This is a genomic window from Agarivorans litoreus (assembly GCF_019649015.1).
GTDB classification, from domain to species: Bacteria; Pseudomonadota; Gammaproteobacteria; order Enterobacterales; family Celerinatantimonadaceae; genus Agarivorans; species Agarivorans litoreus.
This window is the reverse complement of the sequence record NZ_BLPI01000001.1, coordinates 1,336,344-1,362,510: the sequence shown is the minus strand read 5'-3', so window position 1 is coordinate 1,362,510 and position 26,167 is coordinate 1,336,344. Positions and strand designations below refer to the sequence as shown.

16 protein-coding genes are annotated in these 26,167 nt (G+C 44.2%); 6 read left to right on the top strand and 10 right to left on the bottom strand.

Translation table 11 applies throughout. The features are described from left to right. The first annotated feature begins 383 nt into the window (after window positions 1–383). Window positions 384–2,435, top strand: a complete 2,052-nt coding sequence (locus K5L93_RS06295) for a glycoside hydrolase family 16 protein (RefSeq protein ID WP_220718950.1) — start codon at window positions 384–386, stop codon at window positions 2,433–2,435. Window positions 2,436–2,510: 75 nt separating this feature from the next. On the opposite strand, the gene K5L93_RS06290 is transcribed toward K5L93_RS06295, so the two are convergent. Then, a complete protein-coding gene (locus K5L93_RS06290; protein WP_246615004.1) occupies window positions 2,511–4,100 on the bottom strand; it encodes a glycoside hydrolase family 16 protein in 1,590 nt (529 codons plus the stop codon). Between the two features lie 531 nt (window positions 4,101–4,631). On the opposite strand from K5L93_RS06290, the gene K5L93_RS06285 reads away from it, so the two are divergent. After that, window positions 4,632–5,645 carry a LacI family DNA-binding transcriptional regulator gene (locus K5L93_RS06285; protein WP_220718949.1) on the top strand — a complete coding sequence of 338 codons (1,014 nt, stop codon included), beginning with the start codon at window positions 4,632–4,634 and terminating at the stop codon, window positions 5,643–5,645. A gap of 35 nt (window positions 5,646–5,680) precedes the next feature. On the opposite strand, the gene K5L93_RS06280 is transcribed toward K5L93_RS06285, so the two are convergent. The 7 genes from K5L93_RS06280 to K5L93_RS06250 form a co-directional block, all read right to left on the bottom strand. Beyond that, window positions 5,681–6,106 carry a hypothetical protein gene (locus K5L93_RS06280; RefSeq protein WP_246615003.1) on the bottom strand — a complete coding sequence of 142 codons (426 nt, stop codon included), beginning with the start codon at window positions 6,104–6,106 and terminating at the stop codon, window positions 5,681–5,683. A gap of 15 nt (window positions 6,107–6,121) precedes the next feature. Continuing rightward, on the bottom strand, window positions 6,122–9,553 hold the full coding sequence (locus K5L93_RS06275) for a 1,3-beta-D-glucan phosphorylase, GH149 family (RefSeq protein WP_246615002.1): 3,432 nt from the start codon (window positions 9,551–9,553) through the stop codon (window positions 6,122–6,124). Between the two features lie 65 nt (window positions 9,554–9,618). Continuing rightward, window positions 9,619–10,602, bottom strand: coding sequence for an ABC transporter ATP-binding protein (locus tag K5L93_RS06270; RefSeq protein WP_220718947.1), 984 nt, complete (start codon window positions 10,600–10,602; stop codon window positions 9,619–9,621). After that, window positions 10,599–11,567, bottom strand: a complete 969-nt coding sequence (locus K5L93_RS06265; protein ID WP_220718946.1) for an ABC transporter ATP-binding protein — start codon at window positions 11,565–11,567, stop codon at window positions 10,599–10,601. The genes K5L93_RS06270 and K5L93_RS06265 overlap by 4 nt, the downstream gene beginning before the upstream one ends. Further along, window positions 11,564–12,502: an ABC transporter permease gene (locus tag K5L93_RS06260; protein WP_220718945.1), complete on the bottom strand. Its 939-nt coding sequence runs from the start codon at window positions 12,500–12,502 to the stop codon at window positions 11,564–11,566. Before K5L93_RS06260 ends, K5L93_RS06265 begins: the two co-directional genes overlap by 4 nt. Before the next feature lie 8 nt (window positions 12,503–12,510). Continuing rightward, window positions 12,511–13,485 (bottom strand): ABC transporter permease, encoded by a 975-nt coding sequence (locus K5L93_RS06255; RefSeq protein ID WP_016401631.1) that lies wholly within the window; start codon window positions 13,483–13,485, stop codon window positions 12,511–12,513. A 48-nt stretch (window positions 13,486–13,533) separates the two neighbouring features. After that, entirely contained in the window at window positions 13,534–15,171 is a 1,638-nt protein-coding gene (locus K5L93_RS06250; RefSeq protein WP_220718944.1) for an ABC transporter substrate-binding protein, read from the bottom strand. A 556-nt stretch (window positions 15,172–15,727) separates the two neighbouring features. On the opposite strand from K5L93_RS06250, the gene K5L93_RS06245 reads away from it, so the two are divergent. The 4 genes from K5L93_RS06245 to K5L93_RS06230 all read left to right on the top strand — a co-directional run bounded on the left by K5L93_RS06245 (window position 15,728) and on the right by K5L93_RS06230 (window position 23,817). After that, window positions 15,728–18,094, top strand: a complete 2,367-nt coding sequence (locus K5L93_RS06245; protein WP_220718943.1) for an immunoglobulin-like domain-containing protein — start codon at window positions 15,728–15,730, stop codon at window positions 18,092–18,094. A 129-nt stretch (window positions 18,095–18,223) separates the two neighbouring features. Continuing rightward, complete coding sequence (locus K5L93_RS06240) at window positions 18,224–20,122, top strand: glycoside hydrolase family 17 protein (protein WP_220718942.1); 1,899 nt, start codon at window positions 18,224–18,226, stop codon at window positions 20,120–20,122. A gap of 148 nt (window positions 20,123–20,270) precedes the next feature. Beyond that, on the top strand, window positions 20,271–21,674 hold the full coding sequence (locus tag K5L93_RS06235) for a glycoside hydrolase family 16 protein (protein ID WP_246615001.1): 1,404 nt from the start codon (window positions 20,271–20,273) through the stop codon (window positions 21,672–21,674). A 40-nt stretch (window positions 21,675–21,714) separates the two neighbouring features. Continuing rightward, a complete protein-coding gene (locus tag K5L93_RS06230) occupies window positions 21,715–23,817 on the top strand; it encodes a carboxypeptidase-like regulatory domain-containing protein (protein WP_220718941.1) in 2,103 nt (700 codons plus the stop codon). A gap of 68 nt (window positions 23,818–23,885) precedes the next feature. On the opposite strand, the gene K5L93_RS06225 is transcribed toward K5L93_RS06230, so the two are convergent. Next, window positions 23,886–24,722, bottom strand: coding sequence for a transporter substrate-binding domain-containing protein (locus K5L93_RS06225; protein WP_220718940.1), 837 nt, complete (start codon window positions 24,720–24,722; stop codon window positions 23,886–23,888). Window positions 24,723–24,724: 2 nt separating this feature from the next. Then, the gene (locus K5L93_RS06220) at window positions 24,725–26,014 is read right to left on the bottom strand and encodes a GGDEF domain-containing protein (RefSeq protein ID WP_220718939.1); all 1,290 of its coding nucleotides are present in this window, start codon (window positions 26,012–26,014) and stop codon (window positions 24,725–24,727) included. Window positions 26,015–26,167 lie beyond the last annotated feature (153 nt).

Here is a 26,167-nt window from a genome sequence, read left to right as displayed (position 1 = left end):
ATACGCAAAGAAAAAATCATCAGACCTTGCCTGTTTAAAGGTGCCTTGGCACATTTTAACTCTTGCTCAATATAGGCCTTTTTTTAAATTCCTCCCATTTTGAATATATGTGTAATGTATTGATTATTGCTAAAGCAGAGTGTGTTTACTTGCAGATACAGTTTAGTAAGCGCTTTCCATTTTTTCTGTCTGAAACATTAACTTTTCCTTTTTGATTTTGTCCTAGATAAAGAATTAACTTTAACTTTAAGTGGTTGTTAAATGTGAGTTTGTGCGCATATATGTAGAGAAGTTAGGCTGGAGTTATTTGTATGGTTTTAAGCCGATATCAACAATGCTATAAAGAAAGCGCTTTCAAAAATTAACAAGACAAGGATGACAAAATGAGTGTTAAGTTTTGTTGTAAGGTAGCGGTGCTTCCTGTGCCGTTGTTGTTGCTTGCCTGTGGGGCTACGGAGCAAGCCAAACAATCGGCAGAGGCTTTACCACAGTCAGTAGGTAGCCCGGCTGCGTATTGGCAATTGGTATGGAATGATGAGTTTGATGCTGATGAGATTGATCAGCGTAAGTGGCATGTAGAAGAACATTGTTGGGGTGGTGGAGGCGCTAGCCAGCAATGTTATACCAAACGAAAAGCCAATATTCAGGTATCTGAAGGTAGCCTCAAATTGCTGGCAAAAAAGGGCAGTTTTACTGGGCCGAGCTTACCCAGTGGTGATAAACGAATAACTAAAACACAAGCTTATACCTCGGCAAAACTGAGCACTAAAGGTAAGGTTGATTGGCGTTATGGCCGAGTTGAAGTGCGCGCCAAACTACCACAAGGACAAGGTACCTGGCCTGCTATCTGGATGTTACCCTCTGAAGAAAAATACGGGCAATGGCCCGCATCTGGTGAGATTGATATTGTAGAGGCCGTAAATTTAAAAACGCCTAGCGATGCTAAGGGAGCAGATAGCGCTGCTTTAGAGAATCGTGTATATGGCAGCTTGCATTATGGTCGAGCGGTGCCTGAAAACTTGCGTTCTGGAAAAGACTATCAGTTACCTAATGGCATTAACCCGGCTGATGGTTTTCATACTTATACAATAGAGTGGGAAGAAGGAGAAATCCGCTGGTTTATCGATAATGTTCACTATGCGACTCAACGGCAAGATGAGTGGTATAGCCAATACCGCAACAATGGTCAATTGGTGACCGCCGAAGGAGCCGCACCTTTCGACCAAGCATTTTACTTGGGCGTAAACTTAGATGTGGGAGGTTCTTGGTCTGAGCATGCCAATGCCACTGGAGTGGATGGTGATATTTTCCCACAGGCATTGGAAGTGGACTATGTGCGGGTGTATCAATGCACTGTGGAGAGAAGTAGTGGTAAAGGCTGTAATAGCGTGCCGCAAGAAGCAAACCTAGTTGAAGGGTTTAGGCCTCCGATTACCGAAGCTTTGGATATGCAATTTGCGGCTGGGCCTCGTTTCACCTTATTTGATGATGAGCTGGACTACAGCTTAATGTTAAACAGTTATGACCCTAGAAATGCGATGCGCTATCGGCTAATTGCCGATCCTCACCGCGGACAGGTGATTGAGATTAGTAAAGCAGGTAAAGCGGGTAATGTGCATTTTACCGCACCAGAGACCAACATGAACCATTGGCAGGAGGGTGGACAACTCATCTTTGATTTAAAGCTGCTTAGTCACGATAAAGGCGCTAAATTATTGGTGAAAATGGATAGTGGTTGGCCTAATGCTAGTGATTATGAAGTTGACTTACCGGCGCTAAATGCGTGGACTGAAGTGAGGATAAACGTGGCAGATCTAGCTGTTCGTGGAAACAGCTTAGTGTCTGGCAAGTCGGTAGATTTGACCAAGGTGGTTAATCTGTTTGTTATCGAGCCAACAGCCAGTATGGATTTGCAAATTGACAAACTACGCTTTGAATACCCGGAAGCAAGTTTACCCTTTAATTTTAGCCAACGAGGTTTGGCTTACTACTTCTCAGATTTCGGCGGCAATAATAGCCAATTAATCCAAGATCCTAGCAAGCAGCGCAGCCGAGTAGCGCTTACTCGTAAATCAGCCAATGCGGCTAGTTGGGCGGGAACCAGCCTAGGAGAGGGAGCCGGTTTTTCCCAGGCTATCCAATTAGATGAGCTTAAGCCAACCATGAGCTTATGGTTGTACTCTCCCGCTGCAGCAACGCCAGTAAGGTTAAAGATAACCGATAGCAAGCAACCGGATAATTTTGCCGAAGTTGAAGTAAAAACTAAAAGCCAGGGACAATGGGAGCAGTTAGTTTTTGATTTTAACCAAGCCACCCCAAGCTGGAAGAGTGATACTCGTTACAACAAAGTGACGTTGTTTTTTAACTATGGGGGGCGAGGCGAAGACACTGGAGAGCAGCAGTATTATTGGGATCAGTTACAAGTAGGTGAGTAGGCACTGTTGAGTGATGATTAACAAAAAGGGAGAAGTATAAGCTTCTCCCTTTTTAATTACTGGCCTAGTGACTTATTACTTTTCAAATCGAATATTATCTAATTTGAAGGTCATTTTGTCGCTTGGTTCAAATACCAATAGATTACGAATTGCTGTAATGTCGGCTTTTTTACCTGCTGCATAGCTATTTCCGCCAGCGAGAATGTCTTTGATATTTAGGCGAACTTCTTTCCATTCACCCGCTGCTGGCAATGGTACTTCAACATCACTGGTCTGTGGCCAGCCGCTATCGAGTTTCACAAGCAGTTTGGCGTTGCTAGCTTGCTCTTCAATTTTAACATCAAAGATCAGTTGGCCGCTTTCTAACCAGTGGCTTAAGTCGGTAAGAGGCGCTCTAAAGTATATATTTCCGGCTCCACCACTTTTAACTACTTTAATCACTTTACCGCGGCTTGCTTCGTCAACTTCCGTATATTTAACAGAGTCTACCGGGTTGTAGCTTTCAAACGCTAGAGACTCGTTTAGGCTATCGCTGTAAATGTCTAGTTGTGGACCATCTGCGTAGGCATCATCTACCGCTAAAATAGCAGGAGGAGTTAAACCTGCAACCATTACCGCATCGTTGGATTTTGCTGCACAACCTTTACCTTTCCAGCGGTCAACACTGCAGCGGTATACTTTTACTGAATCAATAGAAAAGGTTTGTGGGAAGATGGACTCATCAATGCCGCCTTCATTGGCTTTTGCTGCCCAGTTACCGCCAACAGCAAGGTTAAGTAGCAAGTGGAATTTTTGGTTAAATGGCGCTTCTGATTCTGCATTTACTAAGATGCCATCTTTCTCATATTGGCTATACCAACCCTCGTGAGTTTGTGTTGCGTAGTGGTAGTTATCTACATACCAGCGGATTTCACCTTCTTCCCATTCTATGGCGTAGGTATGGTAGTCATCAGCAGGGTTAATGCCATTCGGCAACTTTACACCTTGGCCGGTATGAACGTTGTCTGGCCACTTTTTACCGTAGTGTAAAGAGCCGTGAATACGTGCTTCTGGCTCGCCTATAGCACCGCTCTCATCTGACTTGGTTTTTAGATTTACGGCTTCCATAATGTCGATTTCGCCCGAGGCTGCCCAGCCACCATACACCCAATCAGAGGGTAACATCCAAATAGCAGGCCATGTTCCTTGACCTGATGGCAATTTAGCCCGGATCTCAAAGCGCCCATACTTCCAGTCTTTCTTATTTAAGGTTCGTAAACGGGCAGAGGTGAATGGAAGGGTTTTATTTAAGCCTTTTTTGCCATCGGGGTTGTCTGGCCCGGTGAAGTTTCCTTTCTTGGCAACAATGTTAAGTTTGCCGTCTTCTACAAAGGCATTTACTTTGCGGTCGGTATAACACTGCTGTTCGTTGTTACCGCCGCCCCAACAGTTTTCCTCAAAGCCCCATTTGCGGGTGTCAATTTCATCACCGTCAAATTCGTCGCTCCAAATCAGTTTCCATTTATCACTTGGAGTGACCGGTTCGCCGGTAATTTGTTTAGCGGGTTTTGTTTGAACTAAGCCATTACTTCCGTCTGTAGACGACGAAGTGGAACCACAGGCTGTAAGTGTGGTGGCTAGCGCTAGTGCTGAGAGTTTTCCAACAGAACTCGGCTTAATCATCATTATTCTTCCTTGCTAAGCTAAAAGTTTTTGTAAGCGCTTTCTTTATAGCATTTGTGGCTGTAGCTTTAAATATAGACGTTTTGGATCCACTTAACTGTCATCCATATTTGCGCATCGTCTCACAAAAGCCTTTATTTTAGAGGTTTGTGGGTGAATTTGGCATAAGGGCTGTTAACTATTAGTTCATGGGTTTTTTAGTGGTTTAAACGCTTTTACTCTTTACTTTTTAGCAAGCGCTTTCTTTTTTTTGTGGGCGCTCATTAGCTATTAAAGTGACTATTGATGATTGATTAGTTGATTTGAGCAATGTACAAACCTAGTAAACATAGGGGATGATGCCGCTTGGCACTTTTGATATTGTGGTGTTTTGTTTAAAATATGTACGGCTTGATTTTGTTAGCGTTTACTTTGTCGACTATCTCGCCGTTTGCGCGCATATTACTAGCAAGCTGTGGCGATATTTAGTAAAAAGTAACAAGCATTGCGTCATGCGCATTAGTACGCAAGTATTCGAATAATAGGGTTAATGAGTTGATTACAATAAAGGAAGTGTCTGAGTTAGCTAAAGTATCTCAGGCTACCGTATCTAGAGCGATTAACGGTCACTCTTCGGTAAAGGAAAAAAACCGCATCAAAGTGTTTAATGCGATAGAGCAACTCGGTTATAAGCCTAATACTTTCGCTCAGGCTTTAGCGTCTAATCGCTCTAACAGTATTGGTATGCTGGTGGGTAGTTTAGATGGGCCGTATTTTGGCCCCTTAATGCACAACACTGAAAATATTATTCGCGAAGAACGTTTGCATCTTATTGTTACTAGTGGTCAGGAATCCAAAACCAAAGAAGTCGATTCGATTGAGTTTTTGGCTTCGAAAAAGGTAGATGGATTAATCATCCATTCAGACAAATTGTCAGACAACGAGCTAATTAAAATTGCCGAAGATACACCTGCGTCGATTATCTTAAATCGCAATATCCCTGAACTAGCAGGGCGCTGTATTTGGATTGATAATGAGTTGGGTGGCTACTTAGCGACTAAGCATTTAATCGACTCTGGTCATACAAAAATCGCCTGTATTACGGGGCAAATGAGTAAGGTGGAAAGCCGCGATCGTTTACAGGGCTACCGCAACGCTTTAACCGAGGCCGGTATTGCTTATGATGCAAATTTGGTGATTGAAGGCCGCTTTGATCACGAAGGTAATCACGAAACCGTGCAGCGTTTAATGTCTCGCAATAAAGGCTTTACCGCTATTTTTTGTCAAAACGACAACATTGCTCTAGCTGTGTATAACGTATGCAGTGATGCTAAGCTAACCATTGGTGAAGATATTTCTATAGTGGGTTTTGATAACGACACTTACAGTCAACATATACGCCCTCGCTTAACTACGGTTAGTTTCCCCATCGAACAGCTAAGTTACGAAGCTGCTCATGGTGTGCTTGCGTTAATTAATGACCGGGAGCATGCATTAACTGAGAAACTGGCTCCAGAGTTAATCATTCGTAACTCAGTTAAGCAGTTAAAAGGTGATAATGCGGAGTAATCACTTAGCCTCGCTGCTAAGTGATTAATAGGCGCTTAGCTGCCCCAAAGCTGGGCTTTTAATTGACTAAGCTGTTGCTGAATATCAGCCGATACAGCGATTTTGGGTGAGTTATTATCGCTAGTATCTTGGTTTTCTACAATCAGCACTTTGGCGTCTTGGCTTAGCGTATGAGTGTGGTAAACCCCTTGCTTGATGTTGTAAATTTTTCCGGCTTGCATATCGGTTGCAACAATCTGTCCTAGCTTTCCTTGAGACGTTTCGGCACAAAACAAAATGCACTTTCCTTCAAGTAAAACAAATACTTCATCGGTTTTTAAGTGACACTGAAAATTGTTGATGAGCTCGGTTTCGAGCTCATCTATGTAGTTTAGTATGGCGACTCGCCAGGTCTGAAAATCCACGACGGGAGAATATCCCGCCGCGTTGTAATCAGACACCTCTACTAGGTGGCTGCTCACTGCTTTTCCTTTTGTTTAACTGAGTAACATTTGGTTTGGCACCAACACAAATACCTTGGCGATTTCACCAGTACGTTCGAAGATTTGCTTACTGATCTCCTCACTCATCTCTAAGGACTCGCTTGACCACTGTTCACCGTTTTTAAAACTCACCACTAGCTGGCCTTGGCTTTGCTCTGTGCTGGCGTAAATAAACGGCACTTGGCAATAGGTAAAGGCTAATTGTTTGGCCTCTAACGCTAGCTTTTGAGTATTGCCCTGTGGGTCAATATATTGGTATTCATCGGCAGTATTTAAGAACTCACTGCTTTTAAGTAGAGAAGGTTTAATGCTAATTTTGCCCTGTTCTACCAAAACGCCCAACTCGCCGAAGCGGGTTAAAATTTCTTCCTTCACTTGCCCTGTCATGCCTGGTTGCTGCGCACCGGCTTGTTTAGGAGTATGTGAGTAAGGGTCGGTAGGGAAGGCACCATACACCTCTGGTGACTTGTTAAAGCCAATGCCAGCGCGTACTTTATAGTAGTACTCTGCCAATTGTTGAGTGGCTAGGGAGTGGGGGTCAGCATTGTAGGCCGCAAAGTAGTTTTCTTGCACCGCTAACAATAGTTTTGACACCATGTGCCAGTAAATTGAGCCTAAGCCTTCGTAGCCAAACATTGTGCCAGAGCGACCAGTAAAGGCCTGGTGGTTAAACACTTCTTCATAAATGGCAAAGATGTCTTGCCATGCCGTGTCGACAATTTCTGGGTAATCCGCTTTAGCGACTGCAATGGCTGAGGCTAAAGCGCCAGCATTTTCGAAGTCCGCATTAAAATGGTAGTGACCTTGATTGTCTTGCTCAACAATACGTGGGTCATTTTTCTCAAGCATGATTTGCAGTCCAGGGTTAGCCGCAACACGCGCTGCTACAATTCGGTTTTTATCGGCAAAGCCGGCTAACTCACGATCAGGATATAGCATAAACGTATTTTGATCGGCGCGGAACATGCTGCTGTTGTATAACTTATCGAGTAAGTGAACCGCTTCGTCTGGCGTGAGTACACCGGCAGATAATACCGCTACTTGGCCTTCTAGCATTGGGTAGAGGTAATCTACAGCCACTTCATCTTGTTTATAGTTAATGATGTTGTAAGCGTTGTACAAACCGTCGTTACGGTAGTTGCTGGCAATACTCTTGTCCATAATCTCAAGACTTGGAGCAAGTAGCGCTTGAATGTCTGCTGAAGCTACAGTTACTTTGCCAGAGAAGCCATTTTGGTAAACATATTTGCGATAATCTGCTGCTGCCTTGGCTAAATCACGTAATACTTGGTTACGTTGGCTGTTACTTACTGGCGCAGTCGCGACGAGGCGGTTAGCCTCTTGTAAAATTTTACTACTCGCACTTAACCATTCGGCGAGCTCTTTAGACATGGCGTATTGCTTGTTGTCGGCAAATAGTTTTTGCATAAAGGCCACATAACGGCGCATGTAATAAAGGGTTACCATGGACAAACCAGTACCTACAATCGCATTGTTGGCATCGTTCCATTCTGGGCGTTGGGTATTTAACCAAATACCGCCGTCTAGTACTAAGTTTCCTAGCTTAGCGAGCAGTGGAACTAATAGTTTTTCAGCCAAGTTTGCTAAGTAGACTTCTTGGTTTTGATCAAGCAATAAGCGAGCATCACTGCCCATTACGCTTTGGCGGCTTTCAATAATTTTTTGTTTGTTTTCGTTAAATTCGACAGTGTTTTTGGCGTCGGCAAAAATGGCTTCTGCTGAAGAAATTTCGTAAGGCACATTGGCGTAGCTAAAGATCTCTGTATCTAACAGCGCTTTTAGCTCAGCGGGTTGGTACTTGTCTGACTGCTCCAAGAACTTAAGCAAATAGATGATTTGGTGATCGCCCCAGTAACCAATGTTGCTCCATGGATCGTCAGATTCCAATAGCTCCCAATCAACCCCGGCTTTAGTGATGCGGTAAGGGTTGTAGCCGTCAATGGTAGAGGCATTCACAAACTTGGCAATAAAGCTCTTAATAAAACTTGGGTAACTTACACCTAGTGCTTCCCAGTTTTGGAAAATGTCACGCCAGTTACCTTGGTAAGACAGTAAACGATTGCCTTGATTATCTTTTAGCTTTATCTCGAAATGGTTCCAAGGGCGGCTTGGGTCGCCGTGGCGACGGCCAAAAGTAAGCGGTAAATACTCGTGGCACAAACGTAATAATTGCGGGCTATTTTGTTGAGCTGCTAACGACAGTAGCTCGTCGTAATTAATTTTGGCCGGTAAGCTATTTAAGAAGCTTGCTTGGTCTAGTGCAACTTGGGTGTTGGCGTTTTTTAGGGTTTTCACAAAATCAGCACTTTCTACCCAGTACTGGTCAACGACTACGCCGCCGCGCATGTTGTTAAATAAAACGTTGGCATAGTGGTGTACGCTGGTCTCATCTTCTGCGGTTTTTTGGTAAGCGTCGCTGCCCGCCATAAGCTTAAGCAGCTCTTGGTGGTTTTGCTCAACCGACGCCATAACCGCTTGCTCTAGTTGTTGCGGCTTGCTGATTTGCTGCTGTAACTCTGCTAACTGGGCGTGTGATTGGTCAACATCGGCGACAATGCTCCAGCTATCTTGAGCTGCGGCGGCAAGAGTTAGTTTCCTATGAACGAAATAAGAGCCTCTTACTCCTCGTGTTAGTTGCTCGTCTTCTACTGAGCTGCCACGGCGAAATGCCGCTAACTGTTGGCTAGACAACAGAATAGATTGGCAGTTTTCCGCCAGCGAAAATACGCTAGTGGCTAACAGGGATTCTGCAGGCTCGGCGCGGTCGCTTAATTTAGCGTATAAGCTGTAGGTGGCTAAGCTCGAGTTAGCTTCGCGCTCATTCCATTTGTAGGCGTCCAGCAGGGCACTACTGCCTTGCATAATTGAGAACGGCGTATTCGATGGTAATAAGTTTTGAATACCATCCACTAGCTCTATTTCACGCGTTTTATGGGTGGTGTTGGTGAGTGTTGCTTGACGAACAAAACCAAACTTTTCGCTGCTGCTCCATTGGTACTTAAAGCTTAAACCTAAATCAAAGTTGAGTTCTTCAAAGATGATTTTGTCACCTGCAATATTTTTATAAATATTGCGGCGCAGTTGGTACAAGCTATCGTGGTGTTGGTTGAAGGGTTCCCACTGTTGGATACCGGCTTCGCTAGTCACTTTTACAATGGTTTTACTGCCGGTATTTTCAGCATTCTCATGTATGTAATCTACTGATTTATAGGGAAACAAAGCATTCTCAGGGCGAATGCGCCCTGCTGATAAACAACCGGTTGATGAGATGAACAACCAATGGTCGCTGGCTGAAACCACACTGATAAAAAATGGAGCCATCTGATCAACGTTTTTAATTTGGTAGTATTTGTCACCATCAATGAAGACAAACTTTCCGGTGATGTCTTTTGTTAATGTGTCCATATTCTCTTCTTTCATTAGCTTAAAGTCCGTGTAAGCGCTTACTTTGCAGCGCAAAAAAAATCTTATTAAACGTTAAAACAACGTATGAAGTGATCGTCGGCAATTTGAGTCACTTCTGGGAATGCCTGATTACACTTGTCCAGGGCATTTGGACAACGTGCTGCAAAAGGACAACCCACTGAGTTAGGGTGCCACATAGGAATGTCTCCTTTTTTGGCGCCTAGTTCACGACGACCACTTTTGCTTGCCTCTGGCACCGCCGACAGTAATAGTTTGGTGTAAGGGTGCTGGGGCGTTTGGGTTACTTTGTCACTGTTACCCCATTCCACCATGTGGCCTACGTACATAACAGCAGTCTTTTCTGCAAAGTAGCGCGCGGTAGCAATATCATGAGTGATGTACATGAAACTGATGCCACGTTTGTCTTTTAAATCGGCCATAAGGTTCAAAATGCCCAAGCGTACCGATACGTCTAACATCGAAATCGGCTCATCAGCTAAGATGACTTCTGGGTCAACCGCCAGTGCGCGGGCTATAGCAACCCGTTGGCGTTGACCACCACTTAGCTCATGTGGGTATTTCTCGGCGGTTTCTACCACTGGCGAAAGACCAACTAAATCCAGCAACTCGTAAACTTTGTTGCGCAGTTCTTTTTTGCTGGCGCGCTTGTGGATCTGCAAGGGGCGAGCAATGTGGTGGTAGATTGAATGCACTGGGTTAAGTGAGCCGAAGGGGTCTTGGAAGATCATTTGCACTTGGCGAGCATATTCTAGCGAACCATGTTGTTTTACATACTCATCCAAAGGCAGGCCTTTAAAAAGGATGTCTCCGCCATTTTTCTCATAGATGCGTGTTAGCACTCGAGCACCGGTACTTTTGCCGGAACCAGACTCACCAACAATGGCTAAGGCTTGGCCCTTTTTAAGCTCAAAAGATACATCGTTAACTGCCCGCATTAGGTTATTTGGGTTAGACGATAAACCAATCGGAAAGTCTTTAATTAAGTTTTCTACCGCAAGTACGGTTTGATTTTCGCTTACTACGCTCATTTTTGAACCTCCAAAATATGACAAGCAGCATGAACACCGTTAGCTTGTGCGCGCAAAATAGGTTCATCGCTTTTACAGTTCTCTACACAATCGTTACAGCGGGTCTGGAAGTTACAACCGCTAGGCAATTTGAGCAGGTTTACTGGGTCGCCGGGGATCCCATATAAGCGCTCTTTTGGCCCATGAATGGTAGGGAACGACGATACCAACCCTTTGGTGTAAGGGTGGCTAGGTTGGTTAAATACCGTTTTAGCGTCGCCAATTTCAATTAAGTTACCGGCGTACATCACACCAATGCGGTCGGCAATTTCGCCCATTAAGCTTAAGTCATGGCTAATGAATAAAATCGAGAAGCCAAACTTTTCTTTTAAGTCGTAAAGCTCATTAAGGATCTCTCGCTCTACCACTACGTCTAGAGCCGTGGTTGGTTCATCCATAATGATTAACTTTGGTTCTAGCGCTAAGGCGATAGCGATAACCACCCGTTGGCGCATGCCACCACTTAATTGATGCGGAAAGCTTTTTAAGCGATCGCCATGAATGCCCACTACCGATAGCAACTCCGCGGCTTTTTCGTTGGCCTGTTTAAGGCTTACTTGCTTGTGAGCTAAAATAACATCGGTTAGCTGTTCACCAATGGTGATAACCGGGTTAAGTGAGTTCATGGCACTTTGGAATACCACCGAGGTGTCGTTCCAGCGAAAAGCCCGTAGCTGTTTGTCGTTCATTTTCAGCACGTCTTGGCCTTTGTAAAGGATCTCTCCTTCAGGGATCAGCGCGGGTGCTTTATGCAAACGCGAGATGGCGAAGGCCAAGGTGCTTTTACCACAACCTGATTCGCCAGCTAGGCCAAGGGTTTCGCCTGGGGCAATGCTTAGGCTTACATTGTTTACCGCGCGAGCAATGCCATTGGGTGAAACATAATCAACACTTAGGTTGTTAATCTCTAATAATGCTTGGCTCATGCTAAACCTCGACGTTGATTGGCTGCTTTTTGCAGTTTTTTCCATACTTTTAGGTGCGGACCAGTTTTAAGTTTTGGATTACTTACTTGGTCAATCGACATGTTAATTAGCGCTAGTGCGCCGCCGGTAAAGGCCAGTGCTAAAGCCGGTACTAACATCTCCCACCATGCGCCGGTGTAGAGAGAAGAAGAAACCTGCGCCCAGTAGAGCATGGAGCCCCAGCTAACTTCGGTGGCGTCGCCTAAACCTAATATGCCTAAGCCTGCTTCAGAACCCATGGCGTAAATGACGGTACCCAAAAAGCCACCAAATACGATAGAAACTAAGTTAGGAAGAATTTCTACTAAGATGATGCGCAGCTTGGACTCGCCCATTACCTCGGCCGAGATGATGAACTCTTTGTTTCGTATTGCCATGGTTTGGGCTCTGATAACCCTAGCGCCCCATGGCCAGGAGGTGACCCCCAGCAGCACGGTTATCACTAAGGAGCCCACTTGCCCAAGAAAGGCGGCTAATACAATCAATAGCGGCAGTTGCGGAAAAACCAAAAATACGTTGGTGATGAAGTTTAACCATTCATCAATTTTGCCACCAAAGTAACCAGAACTAACGCCAACGGCTACCGCAATGCTCATGGCAATAATTCCGGCAGTGATGGCAACAGTGAGTGACTTGCGCGCGCCATAAAGCACTTGGCTAAATACGTCGCGACCATTACGGGTGGTGCCCATAATATATTCGGCGCTAGGTGCTTGGTGGGGTCTTGATACCCGCTTTTGCGGGTCATGCGTAGCAAATACGGGGGCAAATAACGCACCGCACAAAATAATGGTGGCTAGTAATCCGCCAATAATTGCCGGTGGATTACCATGAAAAAAGGCTAAACATTTGGCTAATATTTGGCGCCACTTAGCTGAGTTGTGATGATGTTCCATAGTAAAACCTACTTCGAAATACGGGGATCAAGCCAGACATACAACAGGTCGGCAATGAAGTTAGCAGTAAGTACCGCAGTAACAAGAATGAGCAAAATAGCCTGAATAAGTGGGTAGTCTCGTGCCACAATGCCTTTAAGCAAGATGTTGCCTAAGCCTTGGTAGTTAAATACCACTTCGGTCATGATTGAGCCGGCAAATGAGAAACCAATGGCCATGGCAATAGCGGTAGCTACCGGTAAGATCGCGTTACGCCCAGCGTAGCGATACATTACCCGAAAGCTCGATAGGCCTTTGGCTTCGGCCATTGTCACATAGTCCTCCCCCAGCACATTAATCATGGCGTTACGCATGTTAAATACCCAGGTGGCAATGCCCACCACTACCATCGAGCCCATGGGTAATATGGCGTGTTTTAGTACGCTACCGATAAACTCCCAACTAAAGGCAGGGTCTAGAGTAGGGTCGTAGGTATAAGCCAGCGGTAGCAGTTCTAACTGCAAACCAAAAAAGTAGAACAGCAATAATGCGGTTACGATGTACGGGAAATTACTAATAAAGGCGAGTACTGGCGGGAATACCTGACCAAAGAAACCTTCACGACGATAAGAAGCGTAGGTGCCAATTGATACCCCAATAATTAGCGCTACAATCAGTGAACCTAGAGCTAGGAACATGGTCCATGGCAGGGCCATACCTATCACTTCAGTCACTCCCACCGGGAACATTAATACTGAAGGACCTAAATCCAAGGTAAATACACTTTTAATGTAGGCAATGTATTGCTCAAAAACCGAGCCATCCATAAACCCATACATTTCTCTTACCGCGTCCATTTGCGCGGGATCCATTCTGCCTTGAGCTGCTGCAAATAATGCGTCAACTGGATCGCCAGGCATTAACCGGGGTAACAAAAAGTTAAAGGAGATGGCGATCAGGAAGGCTGTAAAGTAAAAGCCCAGTCGGCGTAATAAAAAACTCATAATATTTTCCAAAGTAAGAGAGCCACCGTGTGGCTCTCTTCAGTTGTGTTACTTAAGGTGAAGATTGTTAATGATTAACACTCGTTTACCACCGTCGTACCATACTGGCTGTACATATGGGTTTTCTGCGTTTGGCCAACCAACAATTTTAGAGCTGTTGTATTGGAACCAAGTTGGGTTAGAAAATAGCGGAATAAAAGGTAGGTTTTCAGCGGTAAATACTTGTAGCTGTTTAATAATTTCAGCTTGTTCTGCGGTGTCGTTAGTTTTACCAAAACCTTCAATTAGGGCATCAATTTCTGGTGAGTGAACACCATGACCGCCATGCCATGTTTTACCTATGCGCGAACTTGAGTAGTAGTCTTGGTAAGCCAAAATAGGGTGGGTAGCTACTAGCGACCAGTTAATCGACATCTTGTATTTGCTGTCTTTTAATGACGAGTCATAGACAGCCCAATCAACGGTTTTTACATTGGCTTTAATGCCTACTTCCTCGAAGTATTCGGTGACCATTTGTACTACTTGGATCCAATCGGTCCAGCCATTTACCACTTCAATATCAAATTCGATGCGCTTACCGTCTTTGGTTTGGCGGAAGCCATCGCCATTTTTATCTACATAGCCAGCCGCATCTAACATTTGATTAGCTTTATCTGGGTTATAGGTGGTTAAGTCCTTATATTTGGCTGTTACGTCAGCATCAATGTAGGTGCTGTAAAGCTCTCCAATACCACCAACGTTAAAGTTAACTGTTGGGTAGCCGTAGGCTGCAATATCTACTATCGCTTCGCGGTCTAAAGCCATTGATAAGGCTTTACGCAATTCTAAATCGCTAAAAGGCGCTTCCTTGGTATTTACGTATAAGTGAATGGCGTCGTTTGCCGGGTACCAGTAGTGGTGATTTTCTGGGCTTGCTGCAACAAAGGTATTGTCGATGTCAGCAATAAAGTTTGAACCCCAATCAATTTCGCCTTTCATCAAGGCCGGTTGAATTTGCGAGTTGTCGTTGTAAGAGCGGTAGGTAATACAATCTAGGTGAGGCAAACCTTCTAGGTAGTAGTTAGGGTTGCGGCACAACTCCATTTGCTGGGTTTTTACATATTTCACCTCGGTCATTGGACCGCTACCAATCGGGTTAGGGTTAGTGAAAGTGGTTAAGTCACTTACCTTGCTCCATACCTTTTCTGGAATGATGTGGTATTTTTCTAGGTTCCAGATAAAGGTTGAGTCGGCTTGGTTTAATTTGAACTCTACCGTTGTGTCATTTGTTGCTTCAATGCTAATTAGGTTGCCGTCTGTCCAAATACCACGTTGATCAAATGCACCATTTTCTTTGGTCATGGTGAAGCTATAAGCTACATCTTTAGCAGTTAGAGGGCTGCCATCTGACCACGTTAAACCATCACGAAGGGTGAGCTTAATGGTTTTAAGATCGTCGGAATATTCAGCTGATTTAGCCAGGCGCCATTCAGTTTTACCGGTCATATTGTTGAAAACCATTAATGGTTCAAACATCACACCGTGTAATAAGTCTTTAGAAGTATAAGGGTTGTAGTTTTCTACAAAACCAGTACCAATGATCGGTACGGTCAGGGTTCCGCCTTGTTTTATGTCGTTGGCTATTGCGCTTCCTGATGACAACATTAAACCGCAAATAATTGAAGATAAAACCGTTTTACTCTGCATTAGATAATCCTTTTTTATCGGCACTCTCGCTAGGTACGCTTTCCTATTAATGCTTAAGGCCCTTACTGTAAGTCTTAAAAATCAAAAAGAAAGCGCTTTCTTTTGGTGCACTCTATTTGAGAATAGAGATACAGGCAATCTAAAGGCGATTGTTTTTCTACTTAGGTCACACTTAGCTTGTTTTTTACCTGTTTATGGGTGGTTTTAGGCTTGTTTTTATCATTACTGTTGCCATCTGACTTGTGTGGAGTGGTCTTGATATCCTTTTCAAGGTATTTGTATTAGTAAATATTTTGAAAACGCTTACTTTTCGTGATGAGCCTCTATATTTTGATTTAAGCCTTGCGGTAACGCTGTACAGATTTGAATGGCTGTTGTTAATTTATAGCTGTAATGGCGATGTAGCATTGCGCTCTAAACAAATTCATGGACAAAAACATTGGCTGAAAAGTCATTTTTTTAGCAATAAAAAGTAAGCGCTTTCTTTTTTATGAAAGGCAAAATAATCCGTTTTTTAGTTAAAACATGATGTTAATAACTATCAAGGACACATGGAATGACAGTGACAAATAGCAAATTCAAACTAACCAATGCAGCCTTAGTTGCTGCTCTCGCTTTGGCGTTATCCGGGTGTGGAGATACAGTAGAGACTGAATCTCCAGTTACCCCTCCGCCGGTGGTTATACCGCCAGAACCAGCGGATCCCGGCATTGACGGGTCAGCACAAGGCATTTTTGATAATGCTGCAAGCGAAGGATGGGCAATTTATAACAGCTCTGACGCTGGTTTAGCTACGATTGTTAGTGATGCCGACTATGGTGATGTAGTGCAATTTACCATTGCCGACAATGGTGAAACCGTTGCAGGCTTTACGGCTAGAACAACCGATGATGGCCACAATGCGGTCGACGGATCTCCATACGATGCAAGCGGTATCGTTGATACGGGCACCTTTGAGTTTGATCTTAAAATTGTAACTACTGCTAATGCAGACAGTTCTGCGCGCGCAGAAATGGTTCCATGGTCAATAAAATTTGAAGATACAAATGGAAACTTTGCAGAAGTTCCATTCAAAATCCTTCCCTCAACCGAGTGGCAGCACTTTCGCTTTACCCTAGCCGAAATCGCAGCAACATTACCTCCAGAGTGGTCAGACACTGAGCAAGTTGACTTAAGCATTGTTGATTTAATGATGATGTATCCTAACTGGCAAACTGCAGGTGGCCTAGTTTACGTTGTCGACAACGTGGCTATATACGCAAATTCAGATCCAGTGGACGATACAGAGGCTCCCGTTATTAGCTTATTGGGTGATGCTGTTATAAACCTCACAAACGGCACCGCTTTTGTTGACCCAGGCTATAACGTAACAGATAACGTTGACACTGATATTACCGTTATTGTGGCCGGAGACACTGTAGATACAGCTGTTGATGGTAGCTATGTAATTACTTACAACGCTTCGGATGCTGCCGGAAATGCCGCCGAACAAGTAACACGTACAGTAAACGTTAGCTCTGTCGACAACATTGCTCCGATTATTAGCTTGGTTGGAGCCGCTACTATCACTGTTGAGGTCGGTGACGACTATGTTGATCCTGGCGCAACAGCAATGGATAACGTTGATGGTGATATCACCGCCAATATCGTGGTTGACGATTCGGCTGTGGATACTTCAACAGCAGGCAATTATGTTGTTACCTACAACGTACTTGATGACGCTGGAAATGAAGCGGACGAAGTAACCCGCCAAGTGCAAGTGGTTGAGCCGGGAGTAAGCATTGTTCGTAATGGCGACTTTTCTTCTGCCATTGGTGCTGAATGGGTTATGGATCAGGGAAGTGCCGATTTAACCATCGTAAACGAAGAACTCGTAATCAGTAACTTTGTTCCTGGTGGCGCTAGTTGGCAGCCAAGGATGGTACAAGATCAAATCAGTGTAACGCCTGGTGCTCAATATGCGATCCGTTTTGATGCCAAAGCCGAACAAGCGCGCAGTATTGTTATTCAAGCTGGTGAGTTACTAACCGCAGATCCTTGGTTTAAACCATTTATGAATGACCAAGCAGTAAGCTTAACCACCGACATGACGTCTTATGAGCTGTTATTTACCGCAAGCGATAATGCTGCGCAAGCAGGACACCTCATCTTTGCTTTAGGCGCTGGGGTTGCAACAACTATTACTCTAGATAATGTATCCATTGATGAAGTTATGCCTTCAGAGGTTGCTCCAGTATTAACTCTGGTTGGTGAAGCTTCTATGCGCCTAACCGTAGGAGATGGTTTTACTGACCCAGGGGTAAATGCAACCGATAACCTAGACGGTGACATTAGCGCTAACGTGGTGGTTACAGGAGCGGTAGATACTGCTGTCGAAGGTGTATATACGCTTACTTACAATGTAATGGATAGCGATGGCAACGAAGCTCAGCCTATTAGTCGCACCGTAACGGTTGTTGCTGGTGGTAGTAACGATAGTTTGGTCGCTAACGGTGACTTCTCGAGCGGTGCGCTAACACCTTGGTTCCAGGTTGGCGGTGGCACTGTTACTGTTGAAAATGGCGCAGTTAAAACTTTTGCTGGAGTTGGTGGCGAAGCACGAATTAAACAAGACCGTATTGGTGAGGGAGTATTAACTGCTAGCCAAGTTGTTACCGTAAGTTTTGATATGAAAGGTTCTATGACGGACGGCGGTGCAATTAACGGTATTTTGACTACCGAAGCCTCTGCTGGTGTGTCGGGTACCGAAGTTCTTGCTTTACCCGCACCAACAGCAGATTGGGTAAATCATTCATTTGATGTGACCATTGGCAACAACCCAGAGTGGGGACTTGCGTTAAGTATTGGTTCGGTTTGTGGCGCGGTAGTTGGCTGTGAAGTAACCGCATATTTCGACAACTTTAGTATTGCTGTAAAAGAGTAAAAAAACCTAGCCTTTTGGGAGTTAACCCAAAAGGCTTTTTTGTTTCAGCGTAAGTGTTTTTTGAAGAGAAATCTTAATGTGCTGTCGGTGACTGGCTTGGTCATAAGACATTAAGAATAAGGAAAGAAAATGAAAATGTGTAAATTTAAAACAAGCATGCTGGCGGCAGTGACATTGGCCATGGTCGGTTGTGCTGACGAGCCTCTTGTGGGCGGTGAGACGCCACCGGTTACTCCACCCCCTTCTTATGATTTAGCACCACAACCGATACCGGCTAGTTATCCTGCGGCTCATAATGGCGACATGCTGTTAGGCAACCCAGATTACTTGGCTATCTCTTATGGTGCATGGCGTACAACCACTCGAGAGTCTGGCGCCAACGTTCCTAGCGTTGATCAACAAAAAGAAGATATGCTGATTTTGGCTGAAATGGGTATAAAAGTAATACGTACCTATAATACCCAAGGGTTTATTGGCTTAGATGGAAAAAGCAATACCGAGAATCTCCTTCAGGCGATTAAAGAGCTAAGAGAAGAAGATTCAAACTTTGAAATGTATGTGATGTTAGGTGTTTGGATTGATGCACTTAACTCGTGGACAGATCTAGATGTTATTCATGACCAAGAAAACCCAGCTAATGCGCTAGAAATAGCGAAAGCTAAAGAACTTGCCTTAGCTTATCCAGATATTGTTAAAGTTATAGCGGTAGGCAACGAAGCCATGGTGGATTGGGCAGAGTACCATGTAGTACCAAAAATTATTTTGGACCATGTAACTGATCTACAGTCATGGAAGCTAGCCGATGAAGGCACTGCAGATATTTGGATTACTAGTTCGGATAACCATGCTGTATGGGCAGGCCAGGATCCAAATGGTAATACTGGCGATCAAGCAGATTTAAAAGCGCTTATTGCAGCCATGGACTATGTCTCTCTGCATACTTATGCTCATCATGATACCTATTATGATCCCGAATTTTCAGCTGCTTGGAAGGTGCCAGAGAGCCAACAAAATGCACCGAAGAAAGAGCAGATTGATTCGGCCATGGAAAAAGCTCTAGACAGAACCATTGATCAATTCGCTGCGGCACAAGTTTTTGTAAATAGTGTCGACAATACCAAGCCTATTCATCTTGGTGAAACTGGCTGGTCTACAGTGTCTACGGATTATTTTGGCGCTGGTGGTACGCAAGCTGCCGACGAGTACAAGCAGAAGGTATTTTACGATGACATGCGCGAGTTTAGTAATAACTTTGGCGCGTCGCTATTCTTTTTCCAAGCATTTGACGAGCCTTGGAAAGGAGACCCGAACAATCCTTCTCATTCAGAAAAACACTTTGGCTTAATCGATATTAACGGCAATGTTAAACATCTCGCATGGGACAAAGTTGACGCCTTGAACAGTGCAGGTTTAACCCGTGGTAATGTTGCTTCATTTAATGCTAGTTATGGTGGTGACGAAGTAACACTTATGGATGATGTATTAGCACCACCCTACGCACCAGTTGAAACTCCACCGGTAGAAGGTGAATTTAAAGTATTGGGAAGTACTTTGTATGCTGGAGCTACCGCTTATGGTTGGGACAACCCCATAACAGCATGGGCGGGCGTTGATGATGCTAGTGGTGTTCTAACCATTGTGGCTGATCCAGCATTAGCCGCCAATTGGGGCTGGGGCGCTGGTGTAGGTATTGCTGGGCAAACAACTAACTTGTCAAGCTCTACCCAAATGACCTTTGAAATTCGCGGTGTAAACAGCGCTGAGAGCACCTTAGCTGAATTTGGCTTTTGGTTAGGTTATCAGTCTACTGGTGGCGATCATTGGCTACGTTTCAACGAGGGGCAATACACCTTAACTGACCAGTGGCAGAGAATTACCGTAGATTTGAATCAGTTTAGTAGTTTTGGTTCGGCAAACCTCGGTCAAATTGTGTCTCCGTTTACTATTGCTGATGTTTATTCTGAATCTGGTGGCAGTGCGCCAACTAAGAGCAGTATTGAAGTACGTAATATTTCTTGGCTTGAGTGATTGGCCATCCAGCCTTAGTCACTAAATAGCTAAGGCTTACTATGTTCAAGGCGACAAGCTTTTGTCGCCTTTTGTAAATTTGAAGTTGCCAGCATAGTCCTGCTACTCAGCGCGTTAGAGGCAACGGTGCAATAAGGATTTTGACCTAATGTCGAAGATGTCTTCTTTATTTCAGTTATCCAATGCTTGGTCTCTCTTGAGTAAACCTTTAATTTTTGTCTCGTTTAGCCTTAGTTTGTCAGTGCCTGCGCAGGCGGGCTGGGAGGTTCAATGGATTGATAAGTTTGATGGCAGTGGAGTTGATTGGGCGAACTGGACAGCTCAAACTAAAGCTAACTACAACAATGAAGTTCAATGCTATACCGCGGATGATTACTCAGATGAGCGTAACTACGAGGTGTCTGAAGGAACCTTAAAAATCATCGCGCGTAAAAAGTTCAATAGTTGTTCAACACTTGGTGGTGCGACAAAATATTGGACCTCTGGACGTTTAAACTCTAAAGACAAACAAGAGTTTTTGTATGGGCGTATCGAAGCAAGAATTAGGTTTCACAATTTAGAAGCAGGTACTTGGCCAGCTTTCTGGATGCTGGAGAATCGGATTGCAGAGCAACCGATAAAAGGTGATAACGACAATATTAATTGGCCCAATTTAGGGGCCGGCGAAATTGATGTATGGGAATGGTTTTCCAATCAGCCTTATAGCTACATAACTAATTTTTATAATCAAATTAAATATGCGCCTAATTCTTCTGATTGCGGTGCAGAGTATCGCTACAACTACCCAAATGGTTCAGCCGATGTCATGCAATGGCATAAGTATGCGGTAGAGTGGACGGAAGATAAAATTGATTTTTATGTAAATGATACTTTAGTTAACAGCAACGATGTAAGCAATTGTGCTCAGTACAAAGAGCCGATGTTTGTTTTGTTAAACGTTGCTATGGGGGGCAATCTCGGTGGAGCTATTGATCCAAACCTAGAGCTAGCCACCATGGAAGTAGATTACATTGCCCATTGCCAGCCAAGTGATACCAGTGACGCTGCTTACTGTGACGAATCGGCGCCTATTGCAGGTGAGCAGTCTCCAATAACGACTCCCGTAATTAATATCGAGATGACCCAAGCTGGCCGGTTAATTAATGAGGTTCAGCCTTTATCAGGAGAGGTGCAGGTGAGCGCCTCTTTTGAATTTGAGGGTGAATATTCGGATTATGTTGTTGAGTGGGATGTTTCTGAACTTCCTGATCCAATCATCGTTGATTTGCCTCATCCCGAAGAAAGCATTCAGCAGGTGACCTTCGACCCAAGTTCTATGCTCGATGGCGATTATTCCATCGGCGTAACAATGACCCATCTAGCCAATGATACCGTAAGCCAAACCCAGCCAATTAGCCTTTTTGTGCGGTCGGTTTCTGAGCCACAAAACCCCAATAGTGGAGGTGGTAGTGGTGGCTGGATATTACTGGCTAGCTTACTTGTCTTGGCTTTAGTTCGCCGTAGCAATTTTACTCACTTTCTGTTTAGCGGCCCCAAAGCCGTTAAGCCCTAACACCTTATAAAACCAAAAGTACTTACCAAGGATATGGCTAATGAATAACTTACTAAAAAGTTTATCACTGGCGCTGCTTAGTGCCACATTGTTTGCTTGTGGGGGAGGGGGAAGTGATAGCTCTCCTCCAGAACCTCCGGTGGATAGTAAATACCCCCTTACTGTTGAAGTGAAAGATGCTAACTCACAACTGGCGCTGGCGAGTGTACAAGTTGTTATTGGCAGTGAAACGAAAACAACCAATGCTCAGGGCATGGTTAGTTTTGATCTAGTAAACGGTACCTATAGTGTATCAGCTAGCTTGAGTGGATACAGTGATGGTCAGTCTACCGCTACAATTAATGGTGCGGCTAGTGCTTTGAGCATTGAGCTTGACGAAGTAGTGATTACTCCACCTCCAGAAGAAATGTTTATCTTTCACTCTGATAATGATGACTCCTATTACATGCAGTATTGGGGAGATACGTGGGGTTCTGGTGCGGGGATCGACGACACTATTGTTGATCCAGACTTTAGCAAAGTGATACAAGTAACTAGTGGCACTAATTGGGGGCAAGGAGCAGGTATTGCTTGGGGTAACGAGCAAGAGAATGCGATTGATGCATCTGCTTATAACTATGCACGCTTCAATTTAAAATCGAATGGATTTACCAATGTAGAAGTTAATGTGCAGGGCTTTAACATTCCAGACTTTAGTATTTCTATTCCGGTTGCATCAGGTACACCATTGTCAGATGGTTGGATGCAGTATGAAGTTGCGATACCAAGCACCACTCAGCTTCGTTGGTTTGCCTTTGTATTCCCTAGTGATACACCTTCTAGTGTTCAAATAAGCAATGTATCGTTGATTACCAAAGATGTAGAGCGCAGCCAGCCTTCAACGGCGGCTCCTGAACCAAGTGTGTCAAACGAACAGGCCTTTTCAATTTTTAGTGACGCTTTAACCGAAGATAAGTTTGTTTCACTATGGAATGAAAATTGGTGGAACGCACCATTTTACTCGCCAGGTAGCATTGACGGTGATAACTATGCACGTTACGAAATAGTTGGCGCGGGTGCTGAGGGCGGTGTGGTTGGCATTCAATATGGTATTGAATATGGCAGCATTGATGTATCTAACCACAATACTTGGAATATTGATATCTATGTAGAGCCTGGTATCAGCCGAATTTTATTGCAGTTGGTGTCCACCGATGGTTCAGCAAGTTATACGATTGACAATCCTCCAGCGGGTCAATGGGTAAGCTACGCTATTCCGTTTTTAAGCATGGCGCTTAATGGTGATAGCGCCTTGAATTCAGCGCAAATGCAAATGGCTGGAATTCAGCTTTGGGGCGAGGCGGGTAAAGCTATTTTTGTTGATAACTTTTACTTTTCTGGCGATGCCAATAAATATGACTTAGATGTATTAGTCCAGAGTCAGCAGGGGGCGCCGTTGGCTAACGCTACTGTTTATGTTGGCGCTGAAGGTGAGTTTGACACCCCTTATGAGGTGGCGACAAACGCTTCAGGCATGGCGAGATTAAATCTGGCTGAAGGTAAGCAGAAAGTGAAAGCGGCTGCCGATGGTTTTGGCATAGGTCAAGCGGTTAGTGATATTGCGAATGGTGCCAATAACCTTACCATTTCTTTAGTGCCGATCAATGCTGGCCCTACAGAGGCAGCACCTGTGCCAACGGTATCAAATGACGATGTGATCGCCATATTTAGTGATACTTTGTCTAGTGAACACTGGGTTACTTACTGGTCTGATCCATGGTGGAACCCACCTACGCACTCATTTGTTAGCTTAGGTGGTAATAATACCGCTAAATTCCAAATTACCCCTGAAGGTACCAACGGTGGGGTAACCGGAATTCAATATGGCATTACTAACCCTGTAGATGGCTCACAAATGACCGGCATGCGCTTCGATTTTTATGCTACTAGTGGTATTACTCGAGCTCAATTCCAAGTGCTGTCTTCCACTGGGCCTGCTATTTTGGATGTCGCTGGCATTGAAACTGGGCGTTGGATAACCGTTGAGATCCCATTCGATTCTGCGGCTGGCAATTTTAATCGCGGTGAGTTAACCCAAATGGGTCTTCAACTATGGGGTTCAACAAGCGATAGTGCTTATGTTGACAACATTTACTTCTATTAAGTAGATTTAACTGCAACTTAGCTAAAAGGAAGCTTATGCTTCCTTTTTTAGTTTTGTAGCTTGCTGGCTTAATCCTTGGGGGAAGTAAGTATGATTACGCTCGCTGGAGCAAGTTCATTGAGTTTGTCCCAGCCTTGCTTAAAGTCACTTTCGCTAAAAAATAGCTGGTTATAGCTGCCGTCGTTTAAAGCTAGATAAAGCCCTTTTTCTAAGCGTTCTGCGAGCTCTATATCGTCTTTGTTTACGTAGAAAAAATAGCGACTAGAGTATTTGAGTACTACGTTATCCAGTAATTCAAACTGATTGGCGTGGGCTGCAAGCTCAGACCACACCTCATGAGCGCCGCGTGAGACGTAATCAAAGCGACCTGCGGCCAGCATAGGTAGTAAGCTATGGTTTACCGAGGTAACTGGCTCAATACCGTTATGTCGCATTACCTTAGTATCGCTCCAGTAGGTGCCTGAACCTGCAGTAAATTTACGTAACTGGGGTAAGCTTTTTATCTCGTCAAAACGCTTACTATCACCCGCTTTTACTAACAAAAACCGATATTGGCCAAGGCCTTGTAACAAGTCGAACTTAACTGGGCGTAGTGTTTGATTGCGTTGCTGAGTAGCCGTTGACCACATTACGTCTATGTGTTGTTTGTCCTGCAAATAGCGGCGTAAGCGCTCATTACTTAACTCTCGCTCATAGGCTTGAATATTGGCTGTGCCATATTCTTGCTCTGTTTTAGCTAGGGCTAGACTAAGAACCTTGGCAAAATATTCGGAGCGCTGACTAAACTTGGGATAACTAACCGTTTGCAGGCTATCTGCCATAGCGTCATGGGGTAGCAATATTCCTGCAAATAGTGCGGTGGCTATTGTTGTCTGTGCCCAAGAGAGTAGTGGTTTCGGTATCATATTTAATTAAACTCAATTTTATTTCGGCCACCCATTTTGGCCTTATATAGCGCCTCGTCTGCCCGCTTAAACCAAGTATCAATGTTGGCGGAGTTAAGCTGTGCAACACCAAAAGAGCTGGTTACTTGTTGTTGTTCTATTAGCGGGCTGTTAGCGATAAGGGCTCTAATGTTTTCGGCCAGTACACACGCGCCTTTTAACTGGGTATTAGGACAAACAATGACAAACTCTTCGCCGCCCCAGCGGGCAAATACATCTTCGCCTCTAATTATCTCAGAGACCCGCTGACTGATAGAGACTAATACTTGGTCACCCACATCATGACCATGTTGGTCATTGATCTGTTTGAAGTGGTCAATATCAAACATGATTAAGCTGGCCGTTTTAGATGAAAGAGAAAACTCACTCATTAATGTAGAAAGGGTGCCACTTAAGCCGGCTCGATTAAGCAATTTAGTCAGCGGATCATGCTTGGCCATGGTTTTATATTTGTCACGTTCAATGCTTAAAAAGCTATTTATTTTATTCAGCTCTTCAGAATGAGTCTTTGATTGTAAGTATTTATTTCGCATTTTCCCTGCAAGGAAAATCGCATGTAGCACAATGCTGGCGATCCATAGCGAAAGCAGCAAAAAATATAGGTCTCTAGCTTTTATCCATTTTCCGCTAAAGCTAAAAGCATGCAGGGTGATCTCTAGATCTTTAAGTGCGCGATTGTCGCCAGTGGCAATTTGTAAATACTCTACATTGTCTAACCTAGCACCAGTGTCTATGCCATAAGGCTTGGTGAATACCCACCACGAAGGTACATAAAACTGATTTAGCGCTAGCTTATATTGTGAGCGACCTATCATCGGATTAATGGTTTGAATATTGGCCCGCGTACGGCTAATTTTGTTGTTTCCATGGGGTAAGTCTTGCTCATTGTTGAGTAGGTAAATCAGTACCGTGTCGCGCTTTAAGTCAATAGTGGTTAAGTCTACGGTTAAGCTATCAAACTTAGACAAGTCGGCAAATTTGTTTTGCTTGGTTTGGAGTGGAACTAACATGCTGCAAAATGGGAAGGTATGAGAGTCCACCGTTTTGCAGTGCAACGTAACATCGGTATCGTTAACCTCAAGAGTGCCAATGGATGCCCCACCATTTATGTCATCGTTAAGTAGTTTCGCGTTTACGTGCTGATCAATCGGGTAGTTGAGCGTTATATTCATGCCAAACTTTTGCCAAAACATAAGGCTTATGGTGAATACCACCAACAAGGGATAGTAGATTTCTTGTCGACAATACTTCATTACTATTGTTACCTCTTGGTGTTACTCGCGTACGGATGTTATCTGGTAGGCATCTCACAAAACGCGTTATTGATTAATATTTGCCTTGTATTTGGCAGTAGAATTATTACATTGATAAAAAGAAAGCGCTTACTTTGCTGTGTTGAACGTGAA